Raw genomic sequence first — 22,190 nt, 5'->3', positions numbered from 1 at the left:
TGCCGATTCCCCGGGATGATCAGATTGGGTCCCCGTTGTGTGCGCCTGAACCGGGCGGAAGTGGAGGCGTGGGTGGCTTCGAAAGCGTTCTGAAGCAAGTAACGCCATGCACTATGGCATGCACTACGGTAACTTCAGGGCAACTGGTTCAGGGAGCGTCAATATTGCGTAAGCTATTGAGTTGGCGGAGAGGGAGGGATTCGAACCCTCGTGGGGATGTTAGTCCCCCATCCGATTTCGAGTCGGCGCCGTTATGGCCACTTCGGTACCTCTCCTGAAAAAAGGCTGGTAGTATAGACCACGGTTCTTACAATTCAATCGGTACGAGACATGAATTCTAAAAAAATCATGCCTATCGGCCATTTTGCAGGATGCGAAATCGTTGATGTATGTGAAAGACCAGCAAGAAACGCACAATCGCAAGGCTACATGGGGGCTCGCTCAGGTCGAGCCAAGATGCTTTTCTTCCTGTTCTTTTTGTTTCCGCTAAGCGGCTGCGTCGAAAAGCCGGCCAAACCACTCAGTCATCTGCAGCGAGTCAAACAGGCAGGTGAGCTTAAGATAGCGACCCGCTATGGTCCAACCTCGTATTACGAAGGGCCGGACGGGTATGCGGGTATCGAGCACGACCTGGCTCAGTTGTTTGCGAAAAAACTGGGCGTGACGGCCCGATTTATCGTACCGGACTCACCGCGTCGGATCACTCACATGGTGGAGAAGCGCGAAGTGGACTTCGCGGCCGCCGGCCTGATGGTCACCGAGGCGAGGCGAAAGAATCTGCGTTTCAGCCCATCCTACCGCAGTGTCGCAGAACAAGTGGTCTATCGCGCCAATCAGCCGCAACCGCGCTTTCTCAACGATTTGCAGGAAGGGCTGTTGCAGGTAGCGGCCGGAGGCTCCCATCTCGAAACGCTCAAGTCACTGCGGCACTCGCATCCCGGTTTGAACTGGAGTTTGAATTACGAGCGGGATGTGGACGGCCTGCTGATGTTGGTCAACGAGGGCTTGCTGGATTACACCCTGGTGCAGTCCGACATGATGCTGCGCATGCGGCGCTATTATCCGAATCTGAGAGTAGCCTTCGATCTCGGCAAGCCGCGCGAATTGGCCTGGGCGTTCTCCTACGATGAAGACTCCAGCCTGTACCGCGAGGCGGTCCGCTTTTTCGAGGAGATACGGGAAAACAAGCAACTCGACCAAATCATCGACCGATATTACGGTCATTCCGCTTCATACGATGCAGCCCTGGACAGTTCGCTCAGGCTGCATTACCGGCAACGCCTCCCCAAATACAAGAAGATGTTTCAGCGAGCCGCCGAGCAATCCGGTCTGGATTGGCGGTTATTGGCGGCGGTGGCTTACCAGGAGTCTCAGTGGGATGGCCGCGCGGTATCCGCGGAGGGGGTGCGAGGCATGATGATGTTGACCGGCGACACCGCCCGCGATCTGCACGTGACCGACCTGTTCGATCCCGGCCAAAGCATACGCGGCGGCGCGTCATATCTGCATGACACCCTGGCTCAGATTCCGCCGCAGATACAGGATCCCGACCGGACCTGGTTTGCCTTGGCGGCATACAACGTCGGATGGGGACACATAGAAGACGTTCGTGAATTGGTGAGGGAGCGAGGCGGCGACCCGGACAAGTGGATCGATGTGAAAGCCGCGTTACCGCTGCTCGGCAAGCGGACCTGGTACCGCAAGACCCGCCACGGCAAGGCACGGGGGGCATTGGCGGTACATTACGTCAACAGCATACGCCGTTATTACGACCTGCTGGTGTGGCTCACGGGAGATGAGGAAAATCACCGCATCGCGATATCACAGGGCAATAAACCCAGAGAAGGTGGCGCCTGATCCCGCGGGGTGAAATCAGTCCGCCCCGCTTCTTTTTCTATGGAAAAAACGCTTGAGCTGCGCGGCACAGGCTTCTTCCCGAAGACCGCCGTGCCACTCGACCCTATGGTTCATAAACGCCGCCTCGGCCAGACTCAGGGCGCTGCATACCGCGCCCCGTTTGGGATCGAAGGCGCCGAACACCAAGCGCTTCACGCGCGCGTGCACGATGGCCGTCATGCACATCGCGCAGGGTTCGAGGGTGACATACAAAGTCGTGTCGATTAGGCGATAGTTACCCAGCAAGGGACCGGCTGAACGCAACACAAGCATTTCCGCGTGCGCCGTGGGGTCGTGAGTGGCGATAGGGCGATTCCAGCCTTCGGCAACGATCCGATCATCCTTTACCAGCAGCGCGCCCACCGGAACCTCGCCGGCTTGCTCCGCCAGATCGGCCAACTCCATCGCGCGTTGCATCCAAAATTCGTCTACGAGCGCTCCAGACGGAAGCCGGGGGGAGCTCAACACCAATTCATTGGTGGGATGCGGAGCTTCGCTCTCGTTCAAGTTTACAGCGGGCAGGGTCAGAGGCATGGAAGTGTGATGCTCGGGTACGCAGCTCAATGATGAAGAACATGGCCTTAGGATAGCAAGCAGGCGCCTCGGTCCAGCGTCACTTGTCGCGAGTCAACGCGGAAAACTTATCCGGACTTTTCACGGGTCAACATGGCGATTACTAGGGCGGCCCGAGATCCCTGCCCAGTCATTCGTTGGAGCGCGCTTTGCTTCGCGTAGATCGCGGTCTGAAGTCCGCTCCATTTGTACCGGGCTCTAACGCAGTCGGATCCGGCGCTCCCGGCAGGAGTAACGATGACGATGACGCTTCAATACCTTCCCCCCTTCCGGTAAACTACCGCGCCTTTGCCTCGGGCCGTCTTGCCCTCCACTTCCACCCTTGGATCGCACATGAGCCAATCTGCCAAAACCCTCATCGAAAACTACTATGCCGCCTTCAACGCCGGTGACATGGACACCTTCCTGCGCCTTTTGACCGAGGATGTCGTGCACGACATCAACCAAGGCCCGCGTGAAACGGGCAAGGCGGCTTTCGTCGCATTCATGGATCGCATGAACCGCAATTACAAGGAGCAGTTGGTCGACATCGTGGTCCTGACCAACGAGGACGGTACCCGCGCGGCCGCCGAATTCGTGGTGCTGGGCGAATATCGGGTGACCGACGAAGGCCTGCCAGAAGCCAAAGGGCAGAAGTACCGCCTGCCGGCCGGTGCATTCTTCGACATCAAGGACGGCAAGGTGGCGCGCATCACCAATTACTACAACCTGGAAGACTGGATCCGCCAGGTCAGCCAGTAAGTCGCATGGCCGAGATCGAAATCAAGCATCTGGCGGGTCCGGAGCTGGGCCCCTGGCTGTCCGACCTGGCGCGCCTGCGCATCACGGTATTCCGGGACTTTCCCTATCTCTACGACGGCACGATCGAGTACGAAGAGCACTATCTCCAGACCTATCTGAAATCGGCCGACAGCATCGTGGTGCTGGCGCTGGACGGCGAGCGGGTAATCGGCGCGTCCACCGGCCTGCCGTTGGACCACGAAACCGAGGAATTCCAGCGGCCTTTCGTCGAACAGGGTTACGATCCTGCCACGATCTTTTATTGCGCCGAGTCGGTCCTGCTGCCCGAATACCGCGGCAAAGGCATCTACAAGTCATTCTTCACCGGCCGCGAAGACCAGGCCCGCAAGCTGAAGCGCGACTGGGCCACCTTCTGCTGCGTGCAGCGTCCGGCCGACCATCCCTTACGCCCGGCCGAGTACGTGCCTTTGGATGCAGTCTGGGGCAAGTTCGGTTATGTCCGCCATCCCGAACTTCAGACCAGCTATCACTGGAAGGACGTCGACCGGCTTGAAGAAACCGACAAGCCCATGGTGTTCTGGCTGAAGGATCTGCGCGAGGCAGGCTCATGAGCGCGTTTCGTCTGGCCACCGCGCAATACGACATCGGCTTCCTCGCCAATTGGGCGGACTACCAGGGCAAGGCTCAGCGCTGGGTGGCGGAAGCGGCCGGGCAAGGTGCCAAGCTGCTGCTGTTCCCGGAATATTTCAGCATGGAGTTGGCTTCGTTGTTTCCGGAGTCCGTCTACAAGTCCCTGTCAGGGCAGTTGGAAGCGCTGCAGACCTTGTTGCCGCAGTTCATCGGCCTGTACACCCGGCTGGCGCAGCAGTATGACGTGACCATACTCGCCGGCAGCTACCCGGTACGGCAGGCCGACGGCGGCTACCGCAACCGGGCCCATTTGTTCCGCTCCGACGGCAGCAGCGACTTCCAGGACAAGCTGCAGATGACCCGTTTCGAGAACGAGCATTGGCTGATCACGGCAGGCGACGAGATCAAGGTGCTGGACACCGAGTTCGGCAAGATCGGCGTGAATGTCTGCTACGACAGCGAATTCCCGATGATCGCCCGCAAGCAGGTGGAACTGGGCGCCGATCTCATCCTGTGCCCCAGTTGCACGGACACGGTGGCCGGCTACCACCGCGTGCGCATCGGCTGCCAGGCCCGGGCGTTGGAGAACCAGTGCTACGTGGTGCAATCGCCGACCGTGGGTCTTGCGCCCTGGTCCGAGGCCGTGGACGTCAACATCGGCGCGGCGGCGGTCTACACGCCCGTGGACTACGGCTATCCGGACAATGGCGTACTGGCCATCGGCGAACTCAACCAGACCCAGTGGGTCTACGCCGACATCGACCTCGCCACCATTGCCAAGGTGCGGCAAACCGGCCAGGTCTTCAACTATCGCGACTGGCCGGGGCAGTTCCGCTGCCTGTGACGGCAAGGACTGGCCGATTTCTTTAACGCCGAGTCCAGGTGACGAGGCGTTCCCGAACGCCCCCATTGTTGGGTTACGGCGCAAAGAGATGCGCCTAACCCAACCTACCCCACATTCAGGAACTACATGTCATTCGATACCCTCGGACTCAGCCCCGAACTGCTGCGCGCCGTCGCCGAACAAGGTTACGCCCAGCCCACTCCCATCCAGAAACAAGCCATACCCGTAGCCCTCGAAGGCCGCGACCTGCTGGCCGGGGCGCAAACCGGCACCGGCAAGACCGCCGGATTCACCCTGCCCATCTTGCAACGGCTTTCCGAAGCGCCCCCGGCGCGGGGTGAAAGCCGGGCGATCCGGGCGCTGATACTCACCCCTACCCGCGAGCTGGCCGCCCAGGTGCACGAAAGCGTGGCCGCTTACGGCAAGCACTTGTCCCTGCGCAGCACCGTCGTATTCGGCGGCGTCGGCATGACCCCTCAGGTCGACCGTCTGCGCAAGGGCGTGGACATCCTGGTGGCCACCCCCGGCCGATTGCTCGACCACGCCCGACAGAAGACCGTGGCGCTGGACCGGGTCGAGATCTTCGTGCTCGACGAAGCCGACCGCATGCTGGACATGGGTTTCATCCACGACGTGCGCAAGATCATGAGCCTGCTGCCCCGGCAGCGGCAAAACCTGCTGTTCTCGGCCACTTTCTCCGATGAAATCCGCTCGCTCTCCGGCCAAGTCCTGCACAACCCAGTCGAAGTCGAAGTGGCACGGCGCAATGCCACCGCCGATACGGTGGACCAGCGCATCTACCCAATAGAAAAAGAACGCAAGCGCGCCCTGCTCTCCTGGCTGGTCGGCGACGGGCAATGGAAGCAGGTGCTGGTATTCGCCCGCACCAAGCACGGGGCGGACCGCTTAGGGAGGCAGTTGGAACAGGATGGCATCCGTGCCGCTGTGCTGCACGGCGACAAGAGCCAGGGCGCACGCACCAAGGCGCTGGAAGGATTCAAGAGCGGCAAGGTGGCCGTGCTGGTGGCCACCGACATCGCCGCGCGCGGCCTGGACATCGACCAGTTGCCGCATGTGGTGAACTACGAACTGCCCAACGTGCCGGAGGACTACGTCCACCGCATCGGCCGCACCGGGCGGGCGGGCGCCAGCGGCCAGGCCGTGTCGCTGGTTTCGGAGGATGAAGCCAAGCAGTTGAACGCCATCGAGCGCTTGCTGAAACGCGAACTGCCGCGCGCCACCGCCCCCGGTTTCGAACCGGGATTCACGCTGAGCAGCCGCCCAGGCAATCCGGCCGGCCGCCGGCCGCGCGAACACCACGACGGCGTCCGCCGCTCGCCGCAGGCCGAAGGCGCCCGCCGTAACCCGGGAAATACGAACCGGGGCTCAGCCCGCGCCGGCGGACATCGCGGATAAGACCGCTTGCTGCCGGCGATGCCCGCATCGCCGGCAGCGCCCCATCAGGCTTTTTCCTCGGCAAACACCAGCGCGGGCCGCGTCTCGCCCTTGCCGACGGTCAGCAAATCCCAGATCAGCAGGCCCAGCCCGGCGGTCGTGATGACCCCGCCCAGCAGACGCCAGACCATGGCCTCCTTGAACCAGGGATGGTTCTGCGCGGCGAAATAGCCTTCCCAGGTCGATCCTTGCACGGCGCGCTCGATGAAGGATTGCTCGTAGCCCGCGATCAGCAGCGCCACGGTCATCACCAGCACGCCGAAATTGAGCAGGCCCAGCGACCATTTCCACTTCCAGCCGTTATCGGGCAGATCGCCGCCCATCCACACGTCGCCGCGCCATTTCTGGATGGCCAGGTAAAAGAACGCGATGTTGATGGTGGCATAGGCGCCGAAAAACGCGAGGTGGCCATGCGAAGCCGACCATTGCGTGCCGTGGGTGTAGAGGTTGATCTGCGGCAAGGTGTGCATGAAGCCCCACACCCCGGCGCCCAGGAAATTGCCGAAGGTGTGGGCGATGATCCAGGCCAGGGCGGGATGGTTGCTGCTGTTGAACTTGTGCACGCCGGAGTCGTAGATCGAGTGCACCACCATCGCCACCAGCGGGATGGGTTCCAGGGCCGAAAAGAAACCGCCGATGGAGAACCAGTAATCGGGCGTGCCGATCCAGAAATAATGGTGGCCTAGCCCTAAGATGCCGGAACCGAACATCAGCGCCACCTCGATGTACAGCCAGGTCTGCACGATCTTGCGTCGGGCCCCCAGCAAATGCATGAGGCTCCAGGCCATGATGCAGCCCACCAGCACTTCCCAGGTGGCTTCGACCCACAGATGCACGACCCACCACCACCAATATTGGTCGACGGTGATGTTGGTCACGTAGAACATGCCGGCCAGATAAAGCCCGGCCAGCGCCACCAGATCCAGGGTCAACACCCCGGCGATGCCGGACCAGCGACCCTTGGCGAAGGTGGCGGCGACGTTGTAGAAAAACACCAGCATCACCGCGACGATGCCGATGTCCGCCCACCGCGGCGCTTCGATGTATTCGCGCCCCTCGTTGATGAACCAGATGCTGGTATCGTTGCCTGCGCCTATCTGCACGAACAGATAGACCAGGACGACCACGGTGACCGCGGCGGTCAGCACCCAGAACGCCAGATTGCCCAGGCCGAGGCCCGCGATCCCGGTGCCGCTCTCATCTTCCAACAGCCAGTAGACCGCACCGATGAAGCCGTACAACAGCCAAACGATCATGGCATTGATGTGCACCATGCGGTTGACGTTGAAATCCAGTAGCCCAAAGAGGAAATCCGGCAAGACGAACTGAATCGCCGCCAACAGACCAAACAGCAACTGGGCCAGAAACAGGATGACGGCGACGCTGAAATATTTGATCGCGAGCTTCTGCCCGCCGTTGAGATGCTGGGAATTAACGGTAGCCATGTTCTTTCCTCTCCTCGCTAGCATCGTGCTCGGGACGGCTGGGCGCATGTTCGTCTTCGTCGTGCGAGGTCAGCGTCACGAAATTATGCGGAAAGCCGTTGGTGTCGATGGCCGACATCCATTTCAGGAAAGCGACGACGCCCCTGGCCTCAGCCTCGGTGATGCCCAGGTTCGGCATCTTGCGGCCGCCGCTGAAGGTTCGGGCGTTTTTTTCCGGATCTTGCAGGAAGGACAGCAAAAGATTTTCCCGATTGCTCGGATCGATCCATCCGGGATCCAGCCAGGCTTTGGTGAGATCGGGCGCGTAATAGGCGCCGTTGCCCAGCAGGGTATGACAGTTGATGCAGTTCTTGGCCTGAATGGTTTTCTTGCCCAGGGTCACCAGCTTTTCCGCTTCTTCCTCGCTCAAAACTCTGCCGAATAGCGGTTCGTCACCGCCGATTACCGGTATAAAGCGGTTTTGCTTGGCATCGAAGCGGTAATCGATGGCCTTGTTGACGACGCTATAGGCCTGCACCCGACTGCCGCCGGCCTGGACTTTGGCCAGGGAATCGAAGGTCAGGAAAATGAGGATGACGAAAGAACCCGACGTCACCCAGATCGCCACTTTCTTCCAGAAATCCTCGCTGGACCAGCGAGGCGGTGCACTGCTCATGATCGCTCCTTCCCCTAGGGGTCATGGTGGTGAAACCTGGCGTCACCCTAAGGCGGCTGACCCAGCGCGTTCATTCGTCGACATGAGTCGCTGAGCATAGCCGCCAAATGCCGTATGGAGCAAACCAATAGCCGAGCAGCAAAAGGAGAGTGAGGGCCGTCCACGGTCCGTTCAGGTTGGCGGTCCGAGCCAATATCAGGGAGCTGGCTACGAGTGCCGCATAAAAGCCGTAAGCCAGCCAAAACCAAGCTTTCCGGCGGCGTAGTTTCGCCCAGGCGAACGCCGCCGCGTAAGCCGCGCCGAAAAGGACGACTAATGCGGATGAAAAAAACGTGAGGAAAAAATCGCCCAAAGCCACGGGTTCTATCATGTCGGCACTTCCAGTCCATAGCGGATATAGGCCGTTAGCCGAAGGCTTCCGATTCGGGTTACGGACTCAAAAAGCCCCACCCCGCGCGCGGGACGCTGGGATGTGCTCTGAATGTGCAGACGCCGTAGACGCGCAGGGAGTCGATGACCTGTTGCGCTCTCCCATCGGCACGAGTTCGGAGCCTAAGCCGCCTGAGCATCCCGCGCCAGCACAACCACGAAGGTCGGATCGCCCCGGGGGAGCAGGAGGCAACGATCCGATCGGCCACCGGCCTGGAGCAATCCGAATACACCTTAAGGCCGTGGTTTTTCGGCCGCGGGCAATCGAGACCATGCCTCCAAAGTGCGATTTAGAAGCAGACGTTAACGCGCAAGCGGCTCAACTCGCCAGACCTTCAGTCAGTCGGGATAGGGCTTTTTCCAGATTGCTCATGCTGGTGGCGATGGACAGGCGCACATGCCCGGGGCAACCGAATGCGGAGCCGGGCACGACGGCCACACCGGCCTGTTCGATCAGGTATTCGGACAGGGCAACGTCGTCCGCCAAGCCCTTGCGTTCGATCACTGCCTGCACGTTCGGCAGGACATAGAAGGTCCCGTCGGTTTCCAACGCGCTGACGCCCGGTATGGCGTTCAGGGCGCCGACGACATAGTCGTGTCTTTCCTTGAAGGCCTTGACCATGTCGCGGATGAAAGATTGATCGCCGTTCAGCGCCGTCTCGGCCGCGACCTGGGAAATGGAGGTCGGGTTGGAGGTGCTCTGCGACTGGATATTGGTCATCGCCTCGATGAGCTTTTCCGGGCCCGCCGCATAGCCGATGCGCCAGCCGGTCATGGAATACGCCTTGGAAACGCCGTTCAGCACGATGGTGCGGGCGTAGAACTCCGGATTCGCATTGAGGATGTTGACGAAACTGCCTTCCTTCCAGACGATGTGCTCGTACATGTCGTCCGTGGCGATCAGCACGTCGGGGTAGCCTTTCAACACTTCGCCCAGTGCCTTGAGCTCGTCGGCGCTGTAGGCGATGCCGGTCGGATTGGAGGGGCTGTTGATGACGAACAGCCGGGTCTTGGGCGTAAGGGCGGCGCGCAACTGAGCCGGCGTGATCTTGAAGTTCTGTTCCTGCGGCGCATAGACGATGACGGGAACGCCCCCGGCCAGCAGCACCATGTCGGGATAGGACACCCAGTAAGGCGCCGGAATGATGACTTCGTCGCCCGGATTCAGCAGTGCCTGGGCCAGGTTGTAGAAACTCTGCTTGCCGCCGCACGAGACCAGCACCTGCTTGGGCGTGTAGTCGAAACCGTTCTCCCGCTTGAACTTGGCGACGATAGCCTGTTTCAGGCTCGGCGTTCCCCCCACGGCGGTGTACTTGGTGAAACCCTCGTTGATGGCCTTGATCGCCGCCTGCTTGATGTGATCGGGGGTGTCGAAATCCGGCTCGCCAGCGCCCAGGCCGACGATGTCCTTGCCGGCCGCGCGCATGGCGGCGGCTCGGGCGGTGACCGCCAGGGTGGGAGAGGGTTTGATCGATTGCACGCGGTCGGAAAGTAATATGGTCATGCTGCTGAGGTTGGAAATATCAAGCTAAGTTAGTGGATTAGGGGCCGGGCCGTCCCGGCCAGAAACGGGCGTAATTAAAACGGGATGTCGTCGTCGAAACCGGCATCCATGTCGTTGCCGTAGGAGGACGAAGGCTGGGGCCGGCTGGGCGCCGCTGGCGCAGGTGCGTAACGTTCCTGATCCCCTCCCCTCCCCCCTTGATACGAAGATGCGCCCTCCGGCGCACCGCCGACGCGGTCCAGCATCTGCATCTCGTTGGCGACGATGTCGGTGCTGTAGCGCTTCTCGCCGTTTTTCTCGTATTGGCTGGTCCTGAGGCTGCCTTCGATATACACCTTGCCGCCCTTCTTGAGATATTCGCCGGCGATTTCCGCCAAACGGCGGTAAAACACCACGCGGTGCCACTCGGTGCGTTCCTGCTGCTGGCCGGACTGATCCTTCCAGGTTTCGCTGGTGGCCAGGCGGATGGTGGTGACGGCGCCGCCGTTAGGCATGTAGCGGACTTCGGGGTCGGCGCCCAGATTGCCGATGAGTATGACTTTATTGACGCCGCGACTGGCCATCGAGAATTCTCCTGAGAGGGGCTAAAACGGCGCTAACCATATCAAAATGCCACCCCGAAATCGACCGGTAGGCGCCTAAACTGCGCCGTGCAAGGCCCGAATCAGCCCGCGTTTGCGGCCTCTCCCGGCTTTTTTGCCACCTTGTCGCGCAGATAGACCGGTTGCGCCAATTCGGCGCTCACCGCCCCGCCTTTTCGGAACAAGGAGGCTCCCAGTCGAGCGATACATCCGGCGCGAGGAAAGCGATCTGCCAAAATGCCGGTCAGCCTGGCCTCCCCGAGTCGATCGGTCAGCATTTCCCGATAGGTGGCCCAGCCGCTGCCTATCCCTGAACCCTTGGCCACATCCGGGAAACTTACGTGGTCCGCGGGAGTCACCGTTTCTTCGCCGACGAGTTCTACATGACCGTCGTCGCTCCGCCGGTAAACACCCCAGTAAACCTCGCCCATACGCGCGTCGATGCAGGGAAACGCATATTCGTCTCCAGTCTCGTCGAAAGCCTCCTGAGCCAGGGCCGCAAGCGTCGAAACCGGCGCGACCTGCAAGTCGGCTCCGAACGCCAAACCCTGCGCCACGCCCGTCGCGATGCGCACGCCGGTGAACGAACCCGGACCCCGTCCAAATGCCAACGCATCCAGGGAAGCCAGGGACTTGCCGGCCTCGGCCAGCAGACCCTCGATCATGGGCAGGATCAGCCGGTTATGCTCCCGCGGTGCCAGCTGGTAGCGTTCGAAGATCTTGCCGTCGAGCAGCAAGGCGGCCGAGCAGGCCTCGGTGGCGGTATCGAGCGCAAGTATCTTCATCAGCGTCCCTGCCGCCGCCAGCGTTCCACGATACCGTCCATGTCTATGTCGTCCGGCCCCGAATTCCAATAGGTATGAAAATCCACGTCGTTGCTGTTGGGCTGCGGATCGGGTTTGTATATTTGGAACCGCACCGGCAGTGGCGTCGCCTCACCCAATATCATCGCCTCGCCGCGCCCCAGGGCGGTGAGGATGTCGACCAGATCGCTCTCGCCTTCCGGCACCAGTTTCTTGACGTAGTCCTGATCGTCCGGATTGGTGATGCGCAAACAGATATAGGTGCCGCACTGCGACAATACGGTTTCCGAAAGTTCGTGCGGGCGCTGGCTGATCACCGCCAGGCCGACGCCGTACTTGCGCCCTTCCTTGGCGATACGCTCCATGGACTTACGCGTGCCTTCGTAGCCGCCGACCGTGGAACTCGGGATATAGGCATGCGCTTCCTCGCAAACCAGCAGAATGGGGAACTCACGGTTGCGCGGATTCCAGTAGTTGAATTCGAAGGCCAGCCGGCCGATCTGGGCGGATACCGTGGGGCGGACGTCGAAAGGCACCGGGCTCAGGTCGATGACGGTGATCTGGCACTTGGGCTCGCCGAGTCCGACGAAATCGCGCAACAAACCGACCAGCGACTCGGAGTTATTGCGTTTCTGCGGGTTGAGCAGGAAATCGTAGCGCACGTCGCTCATCCGACTGTAAAGCTTGATGAGGAACTCATCGAACTGGCCGAACAAGGGGCCCTTGGTCTTGCCGAAGTCCGTCCGCATCTCGTTGGCTTCCTTGAAGCCGTTGTAGACGTCGGTGAGGGAAAAATAAACCGGCGAATCGATGGATACCGACGGCATGCCCAGCTTCTCCGCCGTCTTCTTCTTGAGGGCGTAAATGGTCTCGCGCAGAAACGCCGTCTGTACCGAAGCGCCTTCGTCTTTGTGGTCAATCAACAGATCCACCAATTCGGCGAAGGTCATCAGCCAGAAAGGGATTTCCAGCTTGCGGGCATCGAGATAGCGCGCGTTTTTCAGATCGAAGGCGGACTGCAGCTCGCCCTTTTCGTCGCGCCAGCAGTATTCGCCGTGCAAATCCAGCAGGATGATGTGCGCCTTGGGCATGGCGGCGACCACGTGCTGGATCAGGCTGGTCACCGACCAGGACTTACCGGAGCCGGACTGGCCCAGTATCGCGAAATGGCGGCTGCACAAGGCCGAGGCGTCTAGGTAGACCCCCGTGGACGGATGGTTCTTGAGATAACCCAGGTTGAAACGCTGATGCCGATGTTTGACGAAGATGGCGTTGATCTCCTCGGGAGCCACCACATGCACCTCGGCACCCGGAACGGGAAAACGGCGCACTCCGCGCTGGAACTGATTTTTCTCGTTCAGCTCACCCAAAGGCGTCAGCGTGAGGAGGCAGCCGGCGGCGGAGCGGCAGGCGAGGCCCGGCGGGGCTTCGATACGGTTGACCAGGGCCAGTACGCGATAGTCGTCCTGCCGTATCGAGACATAAGCGCCCACCTGCCCGACGGTTTGAATTTCGCCGCTCACGGTGATTTGCGCCTGAAATCCTTCGTCTTCGCTCAGCAAGCGCGCCATCATCTGGCCGCCGCGCACATCGATGAGACGCCCGATCAAGGTCGCCGATTCATTACTCATCCACACTCTCCCGTGTTCTCATGCTCATTATTCCGGCCGGCTTACCAATTGCTGTCTTCGTCGTCATAGGGCTGGGGCTTGACCGTATCGGGCGGCTTGGACGATTTGGCCGAGCGCAGGAGTAACATGGCATTGCCGACCAGCACCAGCACGATCAACGCCAATATCAGCCAGAAAATGTCCATGGTGCGCCTCTCTTCAAAAATACCGGCGAAAGCCCTAGCATAAGTCATTGATCAATACGGAGTGCCCCCATGCCTCGCTCGTTCCCTTTATCCACCGGCCGTCGTTCATGAGCACCCAGGTTTGGCGCATAGGCCAGTTGCTCAATTCGGTACAAAGCACTTTCATCGGCCTGCTCCGGGTCTGGTCCATCCCCATCGTGCTGTCATTGAGCGTCGCCTCCGGCTATACCACCTATTATGGCATGTCCTTTTTCATCACCGACTGGATCGCGCTCATCGTCACCGTGGCGGTACAATCCATCGTCGTCATTTGCACGCTGGAACTGGCCGGCACTCATTGGCGCGCCAATCTGCCCCGATTCCTGAGCATCGGCGCTTCGCTGCTGGTTGCGCTGGTCGTATCGGTATCTTTTTCATATTTCAAATTCTACGAGTTTTCCCAGCACGACCACCTGCTGGACCAGCGGCAGCAAACTTTCAGTCGGCAGATCGAGAGCTATCTCGATGCACTCGCGCGGCAAAAATCCGAACTCATTGCCGCCCAGCAGAAACGCGCCGATGCCGTGGCCCAGGAAGCCAACCAGGCGTTTCTAGGCGACCACCCGACCATGCCGGAGGAACTGCGCCACCGGGTGGGGCGCGGCCAATTCTGGGGTCATTACGACGAAATCCGGCAACGTGAAGAAGCCAAGCTGGAAAAGCTCCAGCAAGAAATGACCAGGCTCGACGCCCACATCGCCGAACTTCGCAGCGAGTTGCAGGCGTTTTCTTTCCGCGGCAACGAGGTGTCGGTTTACGAAAAGGTGCTCAACCGCTACGGCACGGTACATACGGCCGCCGATGCGCTCGCGGCGACCTATGCCCAGGCGCCGGTACCGCCCCCCACCCTGCCCTCCTACGGCGAATTTCAGCGCGGCATCACCCCGAGCTTCGCCATGTGGGAAGACATCTCCTGGTTCGCCCTGGCTTGTGCGGGCATGGTGGATTTTTTCACCGTCATCCTCTCTTATCGACTGGAATCCACCGCGCCGGGTCCGCTGACGGACGAGGAAAAAGAACTGGCCTACGCGGGCCTCCGGCAATTCAGCGAGTTCACCATCAACCGCAACGACGAGCTCGAATTCAGCCTGGAAAGGACCGAATTGGAACGCGCGCGCAGAATTCCGGACTGGAACCGCATGTTCACGGTCTCATTCCTGCTCAACCGCGGTTATCTGCGCAAGATCAGCGGCAAAAGAGTCGAGTTCGCTCCCAACCTCTATCCGGTCATCGCCGATCGCATGAAGGCCCGGCGCGATGCGGAACTGCGCTCGACCCCGGCCAACGACGACAAGCTGAGTGTCGCCATGGAGCGCAAACTTCATGGTTGAGTACGAAGACTTTTATGCGCCGGACGAGCATTGGGACGCCGGCTTCGAAGCCGGGCGCAGCATCGTACTATCCCGTCTCGGCCCCTATCTGCGCGTGTATGCCCGCCCCGCGCGCTATGTCCCGCGCTTTTGGCACCGGGTGCACGAGCTGCCGGTTTACGACTGGACCATCGATCCCGAACCGCTGCGGCTGGGCGCGTTCTGCCGCATCGGCGCACGCTTGCAGATTCGCTTTCAGCCCACCCTCGGCTATGCCCGCGCGCATTTGGAGGCCCTCTCCGAACTGGACAGGCAAATACGCGAAAACCACGCCGCGCTTTTGCACGACCTGGTGGAACAGGAAATGCGCTGGATGGAAACGGATGCCGGCTGGCTGGAAAGCGGCTGTGCCGGCACCGAACGCGCAATAGAACAGGGGGTACACGAACTGCTGGCCCTGCGCAGCATTCAAAGCCGCTGCCGCTGCCAAATCGAGGCCCAATTCGACACCGAAGCCCTAGCGGACGCGGCAGCCACAAATCCCTGGTCGCGGCACCGGACAGTCTATGAGGCCCTGCGACGCCGCAGCCACGCGGAAGAAGCCGAACTCGCGCGCGAACGGGCCGAACAGGCTCTGGCCGAGCAACGTGCAAAGCTGAAGCGCGAGGAGGAATTGCTGGAGATCAAATGCCATGAAGAGGCGATCCGCAGGCAGCAGTTGCAGCGGGAAATCGAACGCCTGCGCGCCGAGTTGGAGGCGGAAGAAACCAAGCGAAACGCGGAGCGGGCCAGCGAAGCCCGCCAGGGCGAAGAGCAGATTCGCCATATGGCCCAGTTGCGCAAGCTGGAAATGGAGTCCGACCTGCAGGATCGCTACCGGCGCGCGGCCGGCATGGACGAAATGGAAGAACATCTGAAGCGCGAGATCGAGTTGCTGGCCATGGAACGCCAGCGCCTGATGCTGGAAGACGAGATACGCGAAGTGCGCCTCGCCAAGGCGCGCGGTTGGGTCATCAACGCGGAAAAACGCTTTCCGCTGGGCGAGCGGGAAAACGACGCCTCACACGTCTTCCCGCCCGAGTCGAGCGAAGACTGAGCCGCGCCCCCGATTAATGGTGGGCCGGCTTGGGCGCGGCGCCGCCGAGCTGGGGCGCTTCCTTTTCGATGAGGACGCGATCGTCGACGCGCAACAGGGTGATGCCTTGATCCATGACGTAGCGGCATTCGGCCCTCTTCACCGTACCCACGTTGTTCCAGATCAGCGTAGCGTTGGTGGTGTGATCGCCCGAAGATTCGCTGGGCGTGTAGGGGTGGGTACCGGCCTCTTTACGCACGGCGTCCGTGCACTTTTCCAGCGCCAGCTTGCTCAACAGGCTGGAAGTCTGAAGAAACGCACCCTGCAGTTTCTCCTGCGGGCTTTCACGGGTGGTCGCCACGATGCCGAAACCGACCGCCATCACGCCTATGAATGCCAAAAACAGTTTGAAGGCTTGCGACTCCATGATGATCACCTTTATCGTTGTGGGGTTATCGAGGTGGCGGACTATATCAAACAGGCTTGTGCGGCGTCACGGTCGGCGCTTGCGACGAAGCCCGGACGCTCATCGCGTCAGCGTCGAATCAAACCGGCGGCTTGAGCTTGTCCCAGTTTTCCACCAGGTAGTACGTCCAAGCGATGTAGTGTGACAGCACGATGGCCCAGAAGATACGCAAATAGGGACCTTTCTTGTTTTTATGGCGCAACTTCCTTTGCGCCAGCAAGGCGCCCGGCCACCCCCCCATGAACTCCAGGATGTGCAGATAGAGCTCCGGTATGCGCCAGCTTCCCCGCAAAGCCTGTTTCTTATCCAGGCCATAAAACAGGATGGCCAGCATGGTCAGGAACAGATAGGAAGCAAACGGCAGCACATTGCGCGTCCGCCACAGCACGAACATGGCGAGCAGGAAAGGAATCGACACGACCGCCGTCACGGCGTGTTTGACCCAAATCGGGTCGGCGAGCTCGATCGCCTCCGGGGATCGTTCGTAAGGCATCCCGTCGATCTCCGCGCGAACGATGCGCCGCTTGTCAGGCGATTTGCGGTCCTCGAGGTACAGTATCCGATCGCCGACCTCGGGCCGACGGCTCATGCCCTTGCGAAACGCGCTGATATGGACGAAGTAGTCTTTGTCGCCGGATTCCGGGCGCACAAAACCGAATCCCTTGTCGTTGTTCCATAACACGAGGTGGCCGATACTGGCGGTTTTAGACATAGGCTTGCGCTATCCCCGGCGACGCCATGCGCTTCAGCACGCCCATCTCAATGAGGCGGTATGCACCGGCGCATCCCACCAGCGGATGAGTTCATCGTCGAGCAGGGTCAACGTGACGGAACAACCGGCCATGTCCAGCGAGGTGGTGTGGTTGCCGACCAGGGAGCGGGCAATGACGACGCCCCGGTCCTGGAAAAATTGCGCGGCGAGATGGTAGATCAGATAGAGCTCCAGCAAGGGCGTAGCACCGAAGCCGTTGATATGCAGCAGAGCGGACTGATTGCGCTCGGGTTTGAGCTCGTCGGCTATGGTCGTGGCGATCTGGTCGACGATCTCCTTCGCCGTGGCCAGCTTCATGCGCTCTCGCCCACGCTCGCCGTGTATGCCCACCCCCATTTCCATTTCGTCGCCGGCGATCTCGAAGGTCGGTTTTCCCAGGGCAGGCACGGTACAGCTGGTCAAGGCCACACCCATGGATGCGGTGGCGTGCACCACCCGCTCTCCCAGCGCCAGGCAAGCCGCGAGATCGGCGCCCGCCTCGGCGGCAGCGCCGACGATTTTCTCCACCATTAGCGTGCCGGCTACGCCGCGACGTCCCATGCCCTGATGTTCGGGTATCGACACATCGTCATGCACCAGGACCGAGCCATGCGGGACCTCCAGCAGTTCGGCCGCCATGTCGAAATTCATGACGTCGCCCGCGTAGTTCTTGACGATAAACAAAATGCCGCCGCCGGTATCCACCGCTTGCGCGGCGGCCAGCATCTGATCCGGGGTGGGCGATGTGAATATCTGTCCCGGACAGGCGGCGTCGAGCATCCCCACTCCGACATATCCGCAATGCAGAGGCTCATGGCCCGAACCGCCGCCGGAAATCAACGCGACTTTGCCCGCTGGACCGATTTGCGCCCGCCGGATGAAGCGGGGTTCCGGGTTGTATCGCACGATATCGCCATGAGCCAGGGCGAAGCCGCTCAAGCTGTCATGTAGCAGGGTTTCCGGGGTATCGATGAATTTTTTCATGGCGGCGCTTTTCCTCCGAACATCGTGCCTGGGCGCGCCGTAGAATAGCAGGACCAAACCGTCCACCGAACGCGCCGATGATCAATTACAACCCGAAATCCTGGTGGGGACTGATATTCAAGTTCCACAAGAGCGATACTTTCCGTCAACTGCTGCCGGCCATGGCCACGGTGGCCTTGTACAGCGGAGGCATCGCCTATCTCGAGCAGATCGTGCTCTTCGACCAATGGCGAGGCACGACCTTGGTGCACTCGCTGCTGGGATTCGTCATTTCCCTGCTGCTGGTATTCCGCACCAATACGGCGTACGAACGCTGGTGGGAAGGACGGCGCCAGTGGGGCGCCTTGGTCAATGCTTCCCGCAATCTGGCCCTCAAACTCGACGCCGGCCTGCCGGAACGCCATATCGCCCGCAGCCGTTTCAGCCGCCTGATCGCCAATTATGCCGCAGCGCTGAAGCTGCATCTGCGCGACGGAATAAGCCGCCGCGACGCCGGCATCCGCCACGCGCCCAACCGGATAGCCGCGGGCCTTTTTCGGGAGCTGGAGAAACTGCGCCGTAGCGGCGACATCGACCGTGAACGCTATCTGGCGCTGGTCCCCGACCTGACGGCCTTTACCGACGTCTGCGGTGGCTGCGAACGGATACGCAAAACGCCCATTCCCTATTCCTACAGCTTGTTCATCAAGAAGTTCGTCTTCGTGTACATCGTCACGATGCCGTTCTGCTTTGCGCACGATTTCGGCTACTGGACGATCCCGTTCACGACCTTCGTATTCTACGTCCTGGGCAGCCTGGAGCTTATCGCGGAAGAAGTGGAAAACCCCTTCGGTCTGGACGCCAACGATTTGCCGACGGACGAAATCGCCGTGACCATCGCCAGCAACGTGGACGAGATCCTGAACGCGGGCCCCTCGCGCTAGATGCGCCTGCCCTCTTGCTATCTCACCGGCAGCTCGACGTGGCTGAACAACTCGTCGACCTCGTGTTTTTCGCGCAAGCTTATGGCTTCCTCGACCAGATTCCGGGTCAGGTGGGGAGCGAACAGCTCAATGAAATCGAAAATGAATTTGCGGATGTACATGTCGCGGCGCAAACCGATCTTGGTGATGCTGGCGCCGAACAGATGGCTGGCATCCAGGGCGATCAGGTCGCCGTCTATTTCCGGGTCGTACGCCATGTGGGCCACGATGCCCACGCCCAGTCCCAGGCGCACATAGGTCTTGATCACGTCCGCATCGACCGCGGTCAGGGCGATCTGCGGATGCAGGTTGTTGCGCTCAAAGGCCTGATCCAGTTGCGACCGGCCGGTGAAGCCAAACACATAGGTTATCAGCGGATACGCAGCCACCGCTTGCAGGGTCAGCTCGGACAACTGCGTCAGCGGATGGTCGCGCGGCACCAGCACACAGCGGTTCCACTGGTAGCAGGGCAACATGACCAGATTGTCGAACAACTCCATGGCCTCGGTGGCGATGGCCATATCGACCACCCCCCTGGAGGCCAGTTCGGCGATCTGCATGGGCGTGCCCTGGTGCATGTTGAGTTTGATGCCCGGATAACGCGCCATGAAGGTTTTCACCACGCTGGGCAGGGCGTAGCGTGCCTGGGTATGCGTCGTCGCGATGGCCAGGGCACCGACCTTGTTGTCCCTGTGCTCTTCGGCGATATGGCGAATATCCTGAACCTTGCCCAGGATTTCACCCGCAATCGCGACGATCTGCTTGCCGGCCGCCGTGATTTCGGTCAGATGCTTGCCGTTGCGGGCGAAGATCAGCGTGCCGAGTTCGTCCTCCAGCAAACGAACCTGCTTGCTCACACCCGGCTGAGACGTATAAAGACTGTCGGCCGTGGCGGAGACGTTTAGTTCGTGCCGGGATATTTCCCAGATGTAGCGTAATTGCTGGAGTTTCATGGCGTTAGTGAGCGGATTTGCGCGGCCGAGCGCCAGGAAAGAGGGGCCTTCCAGGCCGCAGCGGGCTTGCGGAAGGAGGGGGAGAAGCATCCGTCCTTCCGCAGGGAGCTTTGGTTATCTTTCGAGATACTGCCGTTTGCCCGGCTGGTCCTTCCACTCGTCAGCGTCCGGCAGGGCCGATTTGACTTCGCTGATGGTGGGCCAGGATTTGGACAGCTCGGCGTTGAGCTGGATAAACTCCTCCATACCGGCCGGAACTTCGTCTTCCGAGTAGATCGCATGTGCGGGACATTCCGGCTCGCACAGCGTGCAGTCGATACACTCGTCAGGGTCGATGACCAGGAAATTGGGGCCTTCGTGGAAACAGTCCACGGGGCAGACATCGACACAATCGGTGTACTTGCACTTGATGCAATTCTCGGTAACTACGAATGCCATTGGGTTATCCTTCAGTCTAGGGATGGTTCGGTCTCGCGCCGACTCGGGTCGCCCGAATGCCCGGCATTGCGCCGACCACGGTACGATTTGGCGTACTTAGAGCCGGCGATTTTACATCGTCGCAAGTTATTTCCCAACTGCCGGCGTCAGCTAGGCTCAGTGAACGAACATGCGGCTGGGCATCAATACGTCAAGCACGTCCAGGAAGTGCTCGTTGGCGGCGTTCAATACCGCTTCGCTCGACTCTTCCGCGACGCCGGCGTAGTCCCATGCCCGAGGGTCCACCCGCGGCTCGCAAACATCCAGCTGACGTCCCGGCTCCAGCCGGTTGGCGATGAAGTTGCCGAGGTGGAGCAGGCTGGCCTCCAAACGGTAGTTAAGCGCTGCACCGGGCTCGTGATGAAATGCAACAGCTTCCTGCAAGCTGTCAGGCAGGCGCCAGCTCGCCAACAAGCGGGCGCCGACGTCCGCATGGGTATATCCGAACACTTCGCGTTCGGCGCGGAACATGCCGTCATCCACCGGCTCGGCGCTGGACAAGGCTTGCACGGAAAGTTCAGGGCAACGCTGATACATCAGCAATTGCCCGATATCGTGCACGAGCCCCGCGACCAGCATGCGTTCGTGATGCAGCAATCCGCTCAGCTTGCCGAACTGGCGCGCCGCCAGGCCGCAATAGAGGCTGTGATGCCAGAAGGTGGATAGATCCACCAGGTTCGTGGACACCTTGTCGAAAACCCGCAATACCACGGTGGAGAGAACCAGATCGCGCAGCACGTTGCGCCCGAGCAAGGTGATCGCGTAGGAAATGCGGTCCACCCTGGCACTGGGGCTGTATAGCGGACTGTTGGCGATGCGCAGCAGGCGCGCCGTGAGATTGGCGTCACTTTCGATCACCACCCCTATGGTCTTGGAATCGGAGCGGGGATCGTCCAGCAACTCCTGAGCCCGGTAATAGATCTCCGGCAAAGTCACCAATTGCTGCGTGTCGCGGATCAGATCGTTCAGTTCCATGTTGTCGTTCTCATCATGCGGGGTAACTAGGCCGGAGGGGAATTATGCCCGGCCAGCCAGGATTTCCATTCTTCGAACAAGGCCGGATCGCCGGCGGCAACCACCGAGCGGGCCTGCAAGGCATCGCTGAACACCGGTTCGCCGGCCAGGGTCTCTGCGTGCCCTCCCGCCTCAGCCAATATCAGCGCGCCGGCGGCGTAATCCCATAGCTTCTGCCGACCGTGCAGGTAAACATGATAGCGGTTGGCCGCGAGCCAGCACCATTCCAGCACGACGGCGCCGAGGCTGCGTTGCGAGCCGTATGGCGGTCGGACCGCCAGGGCGGAGACCAGACCGGGAATGCGCTTGAAATCGACCATCGCCAGGCAGCGTCGCAACGGCAAGCCGGCGGCCGTACATCGCAAGGGGGCGCCGTTCAGGCGGGCGCCCTTGCCGGCTTCAGCCGTATAGCATTCGTCGCGTATGGGGTCGTACACCAGGGCGAGGATCGGCCGCCTGTGCTTCAGCAAGGCCAGCGAAACGCCGAAGAACGGCAAACCCGCCGCGAAGTTGCTGGTGCCGTCGAGCGGATCCAGGCACCACAGTCCACGATCTCCCGACTCGATCAATGCCCGCTGTTGATCTTCAGGCATTTCCTCGCCCAGCAGTGCGTATTCCGGAAACAGACGAGCGAGTTCCGCGGTCAATCGCTGCTGCATCGCCAGATCGGCCTCGGTCACGACGCTGCCGTCGCTTTTATAACGGCGTTCCGCCACGGAAAATCGGGAGAGCAACTCCTCGCGGGCGGCGGTTCTCACGAGAGGAATCAGCGCGGCTAACATCGGCG

Annotated in this window: 23 protein-coding genes and 1 tRNA gene; 8 read left to right on the top strand and 16 right to left on the bottom strand. The window is 60.8% G+C overall.

Annotation, left to right across the window (positions count from 1 at the left end; genetic code table 11):
• Nucleotides 1-182 precede the first annotated feature (182 nt).
• Nucleotides 183-275 (bottom strand) — tRNA-Ser (locus tag JWZ97_RS04260).
• Between the two features lie 181 nt (nt 276-456).
• Here JWZ97_RS04260 and mltF point away from each other — a divergent pair.
• Nucleotides 457-1,857: a membrane-bound lytic murein transglycosylase MltF gene (mltF, locus tag JWZ97_RS04255; protein WP_205433577.1), complete on the top strand. Its 1,401-nt coding sequence runs from the start codon at nt 457-459 to the stop codon at nt 1,855-1,857.
• A 15-nt stretch (nt 1,858-1,872) separates the two neighbouring features.
• Here mltF and tadA read toward each other — a convergent pair whose 3' ends face one another.
• Nucleotides 1,873-2,313: a tRNA adenosine(34) deaminase TadA gene (gene tadA / locus JWZ97_RS04250; RefSeq protein WP_240342476.1), complete on the bottom strand. Its 441-nt coding sequence runs from the start codon at nt 2,311-2,313 to the stop codon at nt 1,873-1,875.
• Between the two features lie 489 nt (nt 2,314-2,802).
• Here tadA and JWZ97_RS04245 point away from each other — a divergent pair, with 489 nt between their 5' ends.
• The 4 genes from JWZ97_RS04245 (at nt 2,803) to JWZ97_RS04230 (ending at nt 6,100) form a co-directional block, all read left to right on the top strand.
• Nucleotides 2,803-3,210 carry a ketosteroid isomerase-related protein gene (locus JWZ97_RS04245; RefSeq protein ID WP_205433575.1) on the top strand — a complete coding sequence of 136 codons (408 nt, stop codon included), beginning with the start codon at nt 2,803-2,805 and terminating at the stop codon, nt 3,208-3,210.
• A gap of 5 nt (nt 3,211-3,215) precedes the next feature.
• Complete coding sequence (locus tag JWZ97_RS04240; RefSeq protein ID WP_205433574.1) at nt 3,216-3,821, top strand: GNAT family N-acetyltransferase; 606 nt, start codon at nt 3,216-3,218, stop codon at nt 3,819-3,821.
• The gene (locus tag JWZ97_RS04235) at nt 3,818-4,684 is read left to right on the top strand and encodes a carbon-nitrogen hydrolase family protein (RefSeq protein ID WP_205433573.1); all 867 of its coding nucleotides are present in this window, start codon (nt 3,818-3,820) and stop codon (nt 4,682-4,684) included. Before JWZ97_RS04240 ends, JWZ97_RS04235 begins: the two co-directional genes overlap by 4 nt.
• Before the next feature lie 126 nt (nt 4,685-4,810).
• Entirely contained in the window at nt 4,811-6,100 is a 1,290-nt protein-coding gene (locus JWZ97_RS04230) for a DEAD/DEAH box helicase (protein WP_205433572.1), read from the top strand.
• Nucleotides 6,101-6,144: 44 nt separating this feature from the next.
• Here the strand turns inward: JWZ97_RS04230 and JWZ97_RS04225 are convergent, their stop codons facing one another.
• The 7 genes from JWZ97_RS04225 to JWZ97_RS04195 all read right to left on the bottom strand — a co-directional run bounded on the left by JWZ97_RS04225 (nt 6,145) and on the right by JWZ97_RS04195 (nt 13,372).
• Nucleotides 6,145-7,584 carry a cbb3-type cytochrome c oxidase subunit I gene (locus JWZ97_RS04225; RefSeq protein WP_240342475.1) on the bottom strand — a complete coding sequence of 480 codons (1,440 nt, stop codon included), beginning with the start codon at nt 7,582-7,584 and terminating at the stop codon, nt 6,145-6,147.
• Nucleotides 7,571-8,239, bottom strand: a complete 669-nt coding sequence (locus JWZ97_RS04220) for a cytochrome c (RefSeq protein WP_205433570.1) — start codon at nt 8,237-8,239, stop codon at nt 7,571-7,573. The genes JWZ97_RS04225 and JWZ97_RS04220 overlap by 14 nt, the downstream gene beginning before the upstream one ends.
• 748 nt (nt 8,240-8,987) lie before the next feature.
• On the bottom strand, nt 8,988-10,172 hold the full coding sequence (locus tag JWZ97_RS04215) for a pyridoxal phosphate-dependent aminotransferase (protein WP_205433569.1): 1,185 nt from the start codon (nt 10,170-10,172) through the stop codon (nt 8,988-8,990).
• 74 nt (nt 10,173-10,246) lie between these two features.
• Nucleotides 10,247-10,735, bottom strand: coding sequence for a single-stranded DNA-binding protein (gene ssb, locus JWZ97_RS04210; protein ID WP_205433568.1), 489 nt, complete (start codon nt 10,733-10,735; stop codon nt 10,247-10,249).
• A gap of 101 nt (nt 10,736-10,836) precedes the next feature.
• Nucleotides 10,837-11,538: a tRNA (adenosine(37)-N6)-threonylcarbamoyltransferase complex dimerization subunit type 1 TsaB gene (tsaB, locus tag JWZ97_RS04205; protein ID WP_205433567.1), complete on the bottom strand. Its 702-nt coding sequence runs from the start codon at nt 11,536-11,538 to the stop codon at nt 10,837-10,839.
• Nucleotides 11,538-13,187 carry an ATP-binding protein gene (locus tag JWZ97_RS04200; protein ID WP_205433566.1) on the bottom strand — a complete coding sequence of 550 codons (1,650 nt, stop codon included), beginning with the start codon at nt 13,185-13,187 and terminating at the stop codon, nt 11,538-11,540. Before JWZ97_RS04200 ends, tsaB begins: the two co-directional genes overlap by 1 nt.
• A gap of 41 nt (nt 13,188-13,228) precedes the next feature.
• The gene (locus JWZ97_RS04195; protein ID WP_205433565.1) at nt 13,229-13,372 is read right to left on the bottom strand and encodes a hypothetical protein; all 144 of its coding nucleotides are present in this window, start codon (nt 13,370-13,372) and stop codon (nt 13,229-13,231) included.
• Nucleotides 13,373-13,479: 107 nt separating this feature from the next.
• On the opposite strand from JWZ97_RS04195, the gene JWZ97_RS04190 reads away from it, so the two are divergent.
• Together JWZ97_RS04190 and JWZ97_RS04185 are read left to right on the top strand one after the other, a co-directional pair.
• Nucleotides 13,480-14,742, top strand: a complete 1,263-nt coding sequence (locus tag JWZ97_RS04190) for a hypothetical protein (RefSeq protein ID WP_205433564.1) — start codon at nt 13,480-13,482, stop codon at nt 14,740-14,742.
• On the top strand, nt 14,735-15,817 hold the full coding sequence (locus JWZ97_RS04185) for a hypothetical protein (RefSeq protein WP_205433563.1): 1,083 nt from the start codon (nt 14,735-14,737) through the stop codon (nt 15,815-15,817). Before JWZ97_RS04190 ends, JWZ97_RS04185 begins: the two co-directional genes overlap by 8 nt.
• Before the next feature lie 13 nt (nt 15,818-15,830).
• Here JWZ97_RS04185 and JWZ97_RS04180 read toward each other — a convergent pair whose 3' ends face one another.
• The 3 genes from JWZ97_RS04180 to dhaK all read right to left on the bottom strand — a co-directional run bounded on the left by JWZ97_RS04180 (nt 15,831) and on the right by dhaK (nt 17,997).
• Nucleotides 15,831-16,223 carry a hypothetical protein gene (locus JWZ97_RS04180; RefSeq protein ID WP_205433562.1) on the bottom strand — a complete coding sequence of 131 codons (393 nt, stop codon included), beginning with the start codon at nt 16,221-16,223 and terminating at the stop codon, nt 15,831-15,833.
• A gap of 118 nt (nt 16,224-16,341) precedes the next feature.
• Nucleotides 16,342-16,974, bottom strand: a complete 633-nt coding sequence (locus JWZ97_RS04175; protein ID WP_205433561.1) for a cold shock and DUF1294 domain-containing protein — start codon at nt 16,972-16,974, stop codon at nt 16,342-16,344.
• 33 nt (nt 16,975-17,007) lie between these two features.
• Complete coding sequence (dhaK, locus tag JWZ97_RS04170) at nt 17,008-17,997, bottom strand: dihydroxyacetone kinase subunit DhaK (protein WP_205433560.1); 990 nt, start codon at nt 17,995-17,997, stop codon at nt 17,008-17,010.
• A 77-nt stretch (nt 17,998-18,074) separates the two neighbouring features.
• Here dhaK and JWZ97_RS04165 point away from each other — a divergent pair, with 77 nt between their 5' ends.
• Nucleotides 18,075-18,920, top strand: a complete 846-nt coding sequence (locus JWZ97_RS04165) for a bestrophin family protein (protein WP_205433559.1) — start codon at nt 18,075-18,077, stop codon at nt 18,918-18,920.
• Between the two features lie 17 nt (nt 18,921-18,937).
• Here JWZ97_RS04165 and cysB read toward each other — a convergent pair whose 3' ends face one another.
• The 4 genes from cysB to JWZ97_RS04145 all read right to left on the bottom strand — a co-directional run bounded on the left by cysB (nt 18,938) and on the right by JWZ97_RS04145 (nt 22,185).
• Entirely contained in the window at nt 18,938-19,912 is a 975-nt protein-coding gene (gene cysB, locus JWZ97_RS04160; RefSeq protein WP_205434548.1) for an HTH-type transcriptional regulator CysB, read from the bottom strand.
• A gap of 114 nt (nt 19,913-20,026) precedes the next feature.
• A complete protein-coding gene (gene fdxA, locus JWZ97_RS04155; protein WP_205433558.1) occupies nt 20,027-20,350 on the bottom strand; it encodes a ferredoxin FdxA in 324 nt (107 codons plus the stop codon).
• Nucleotides 20,351-20,506: 156 nt separating this feature from the next.
• Nucleotides 20,507-21,364, bottom strand: a complete 858-nt coding sequence (locus tag JWZ97_RS04150; protein WP_205433557.1) for an HDOD domain-containing protein — start codon at nt 21,362-21,364, stop codon at nt 20,507-20,509.
• A gap of 26 nt (nt 21,365-21,390) precedes the next feature.
• Nucleotides 21,391-22,185, bottom strand: a complete 795-nt coding sequence (locus tag JWZ97_RS04145; protein ID WP_240342473.1) for an inositol monophosphatase family protein — start codon at nt 22,183-22,185, stop codon at nt 21,391-21,393.
• Nucleotides 22,186-22,190 lie beyond the last annotated feature (5 nt).

This window comes from Methylococcus sp. EFPC2, from assembly GCF_016925495.1.
Classification (GTDB): Bacteria; Pseudomonadota; Gammaproteobacteria; order Methylococcales; family Methylococcaceae; genus EFPC2.
Note: the sequence above shows the minus strand (reverse complement) of the source record. Positions and strands in the feature narration are given on the sequence as shown.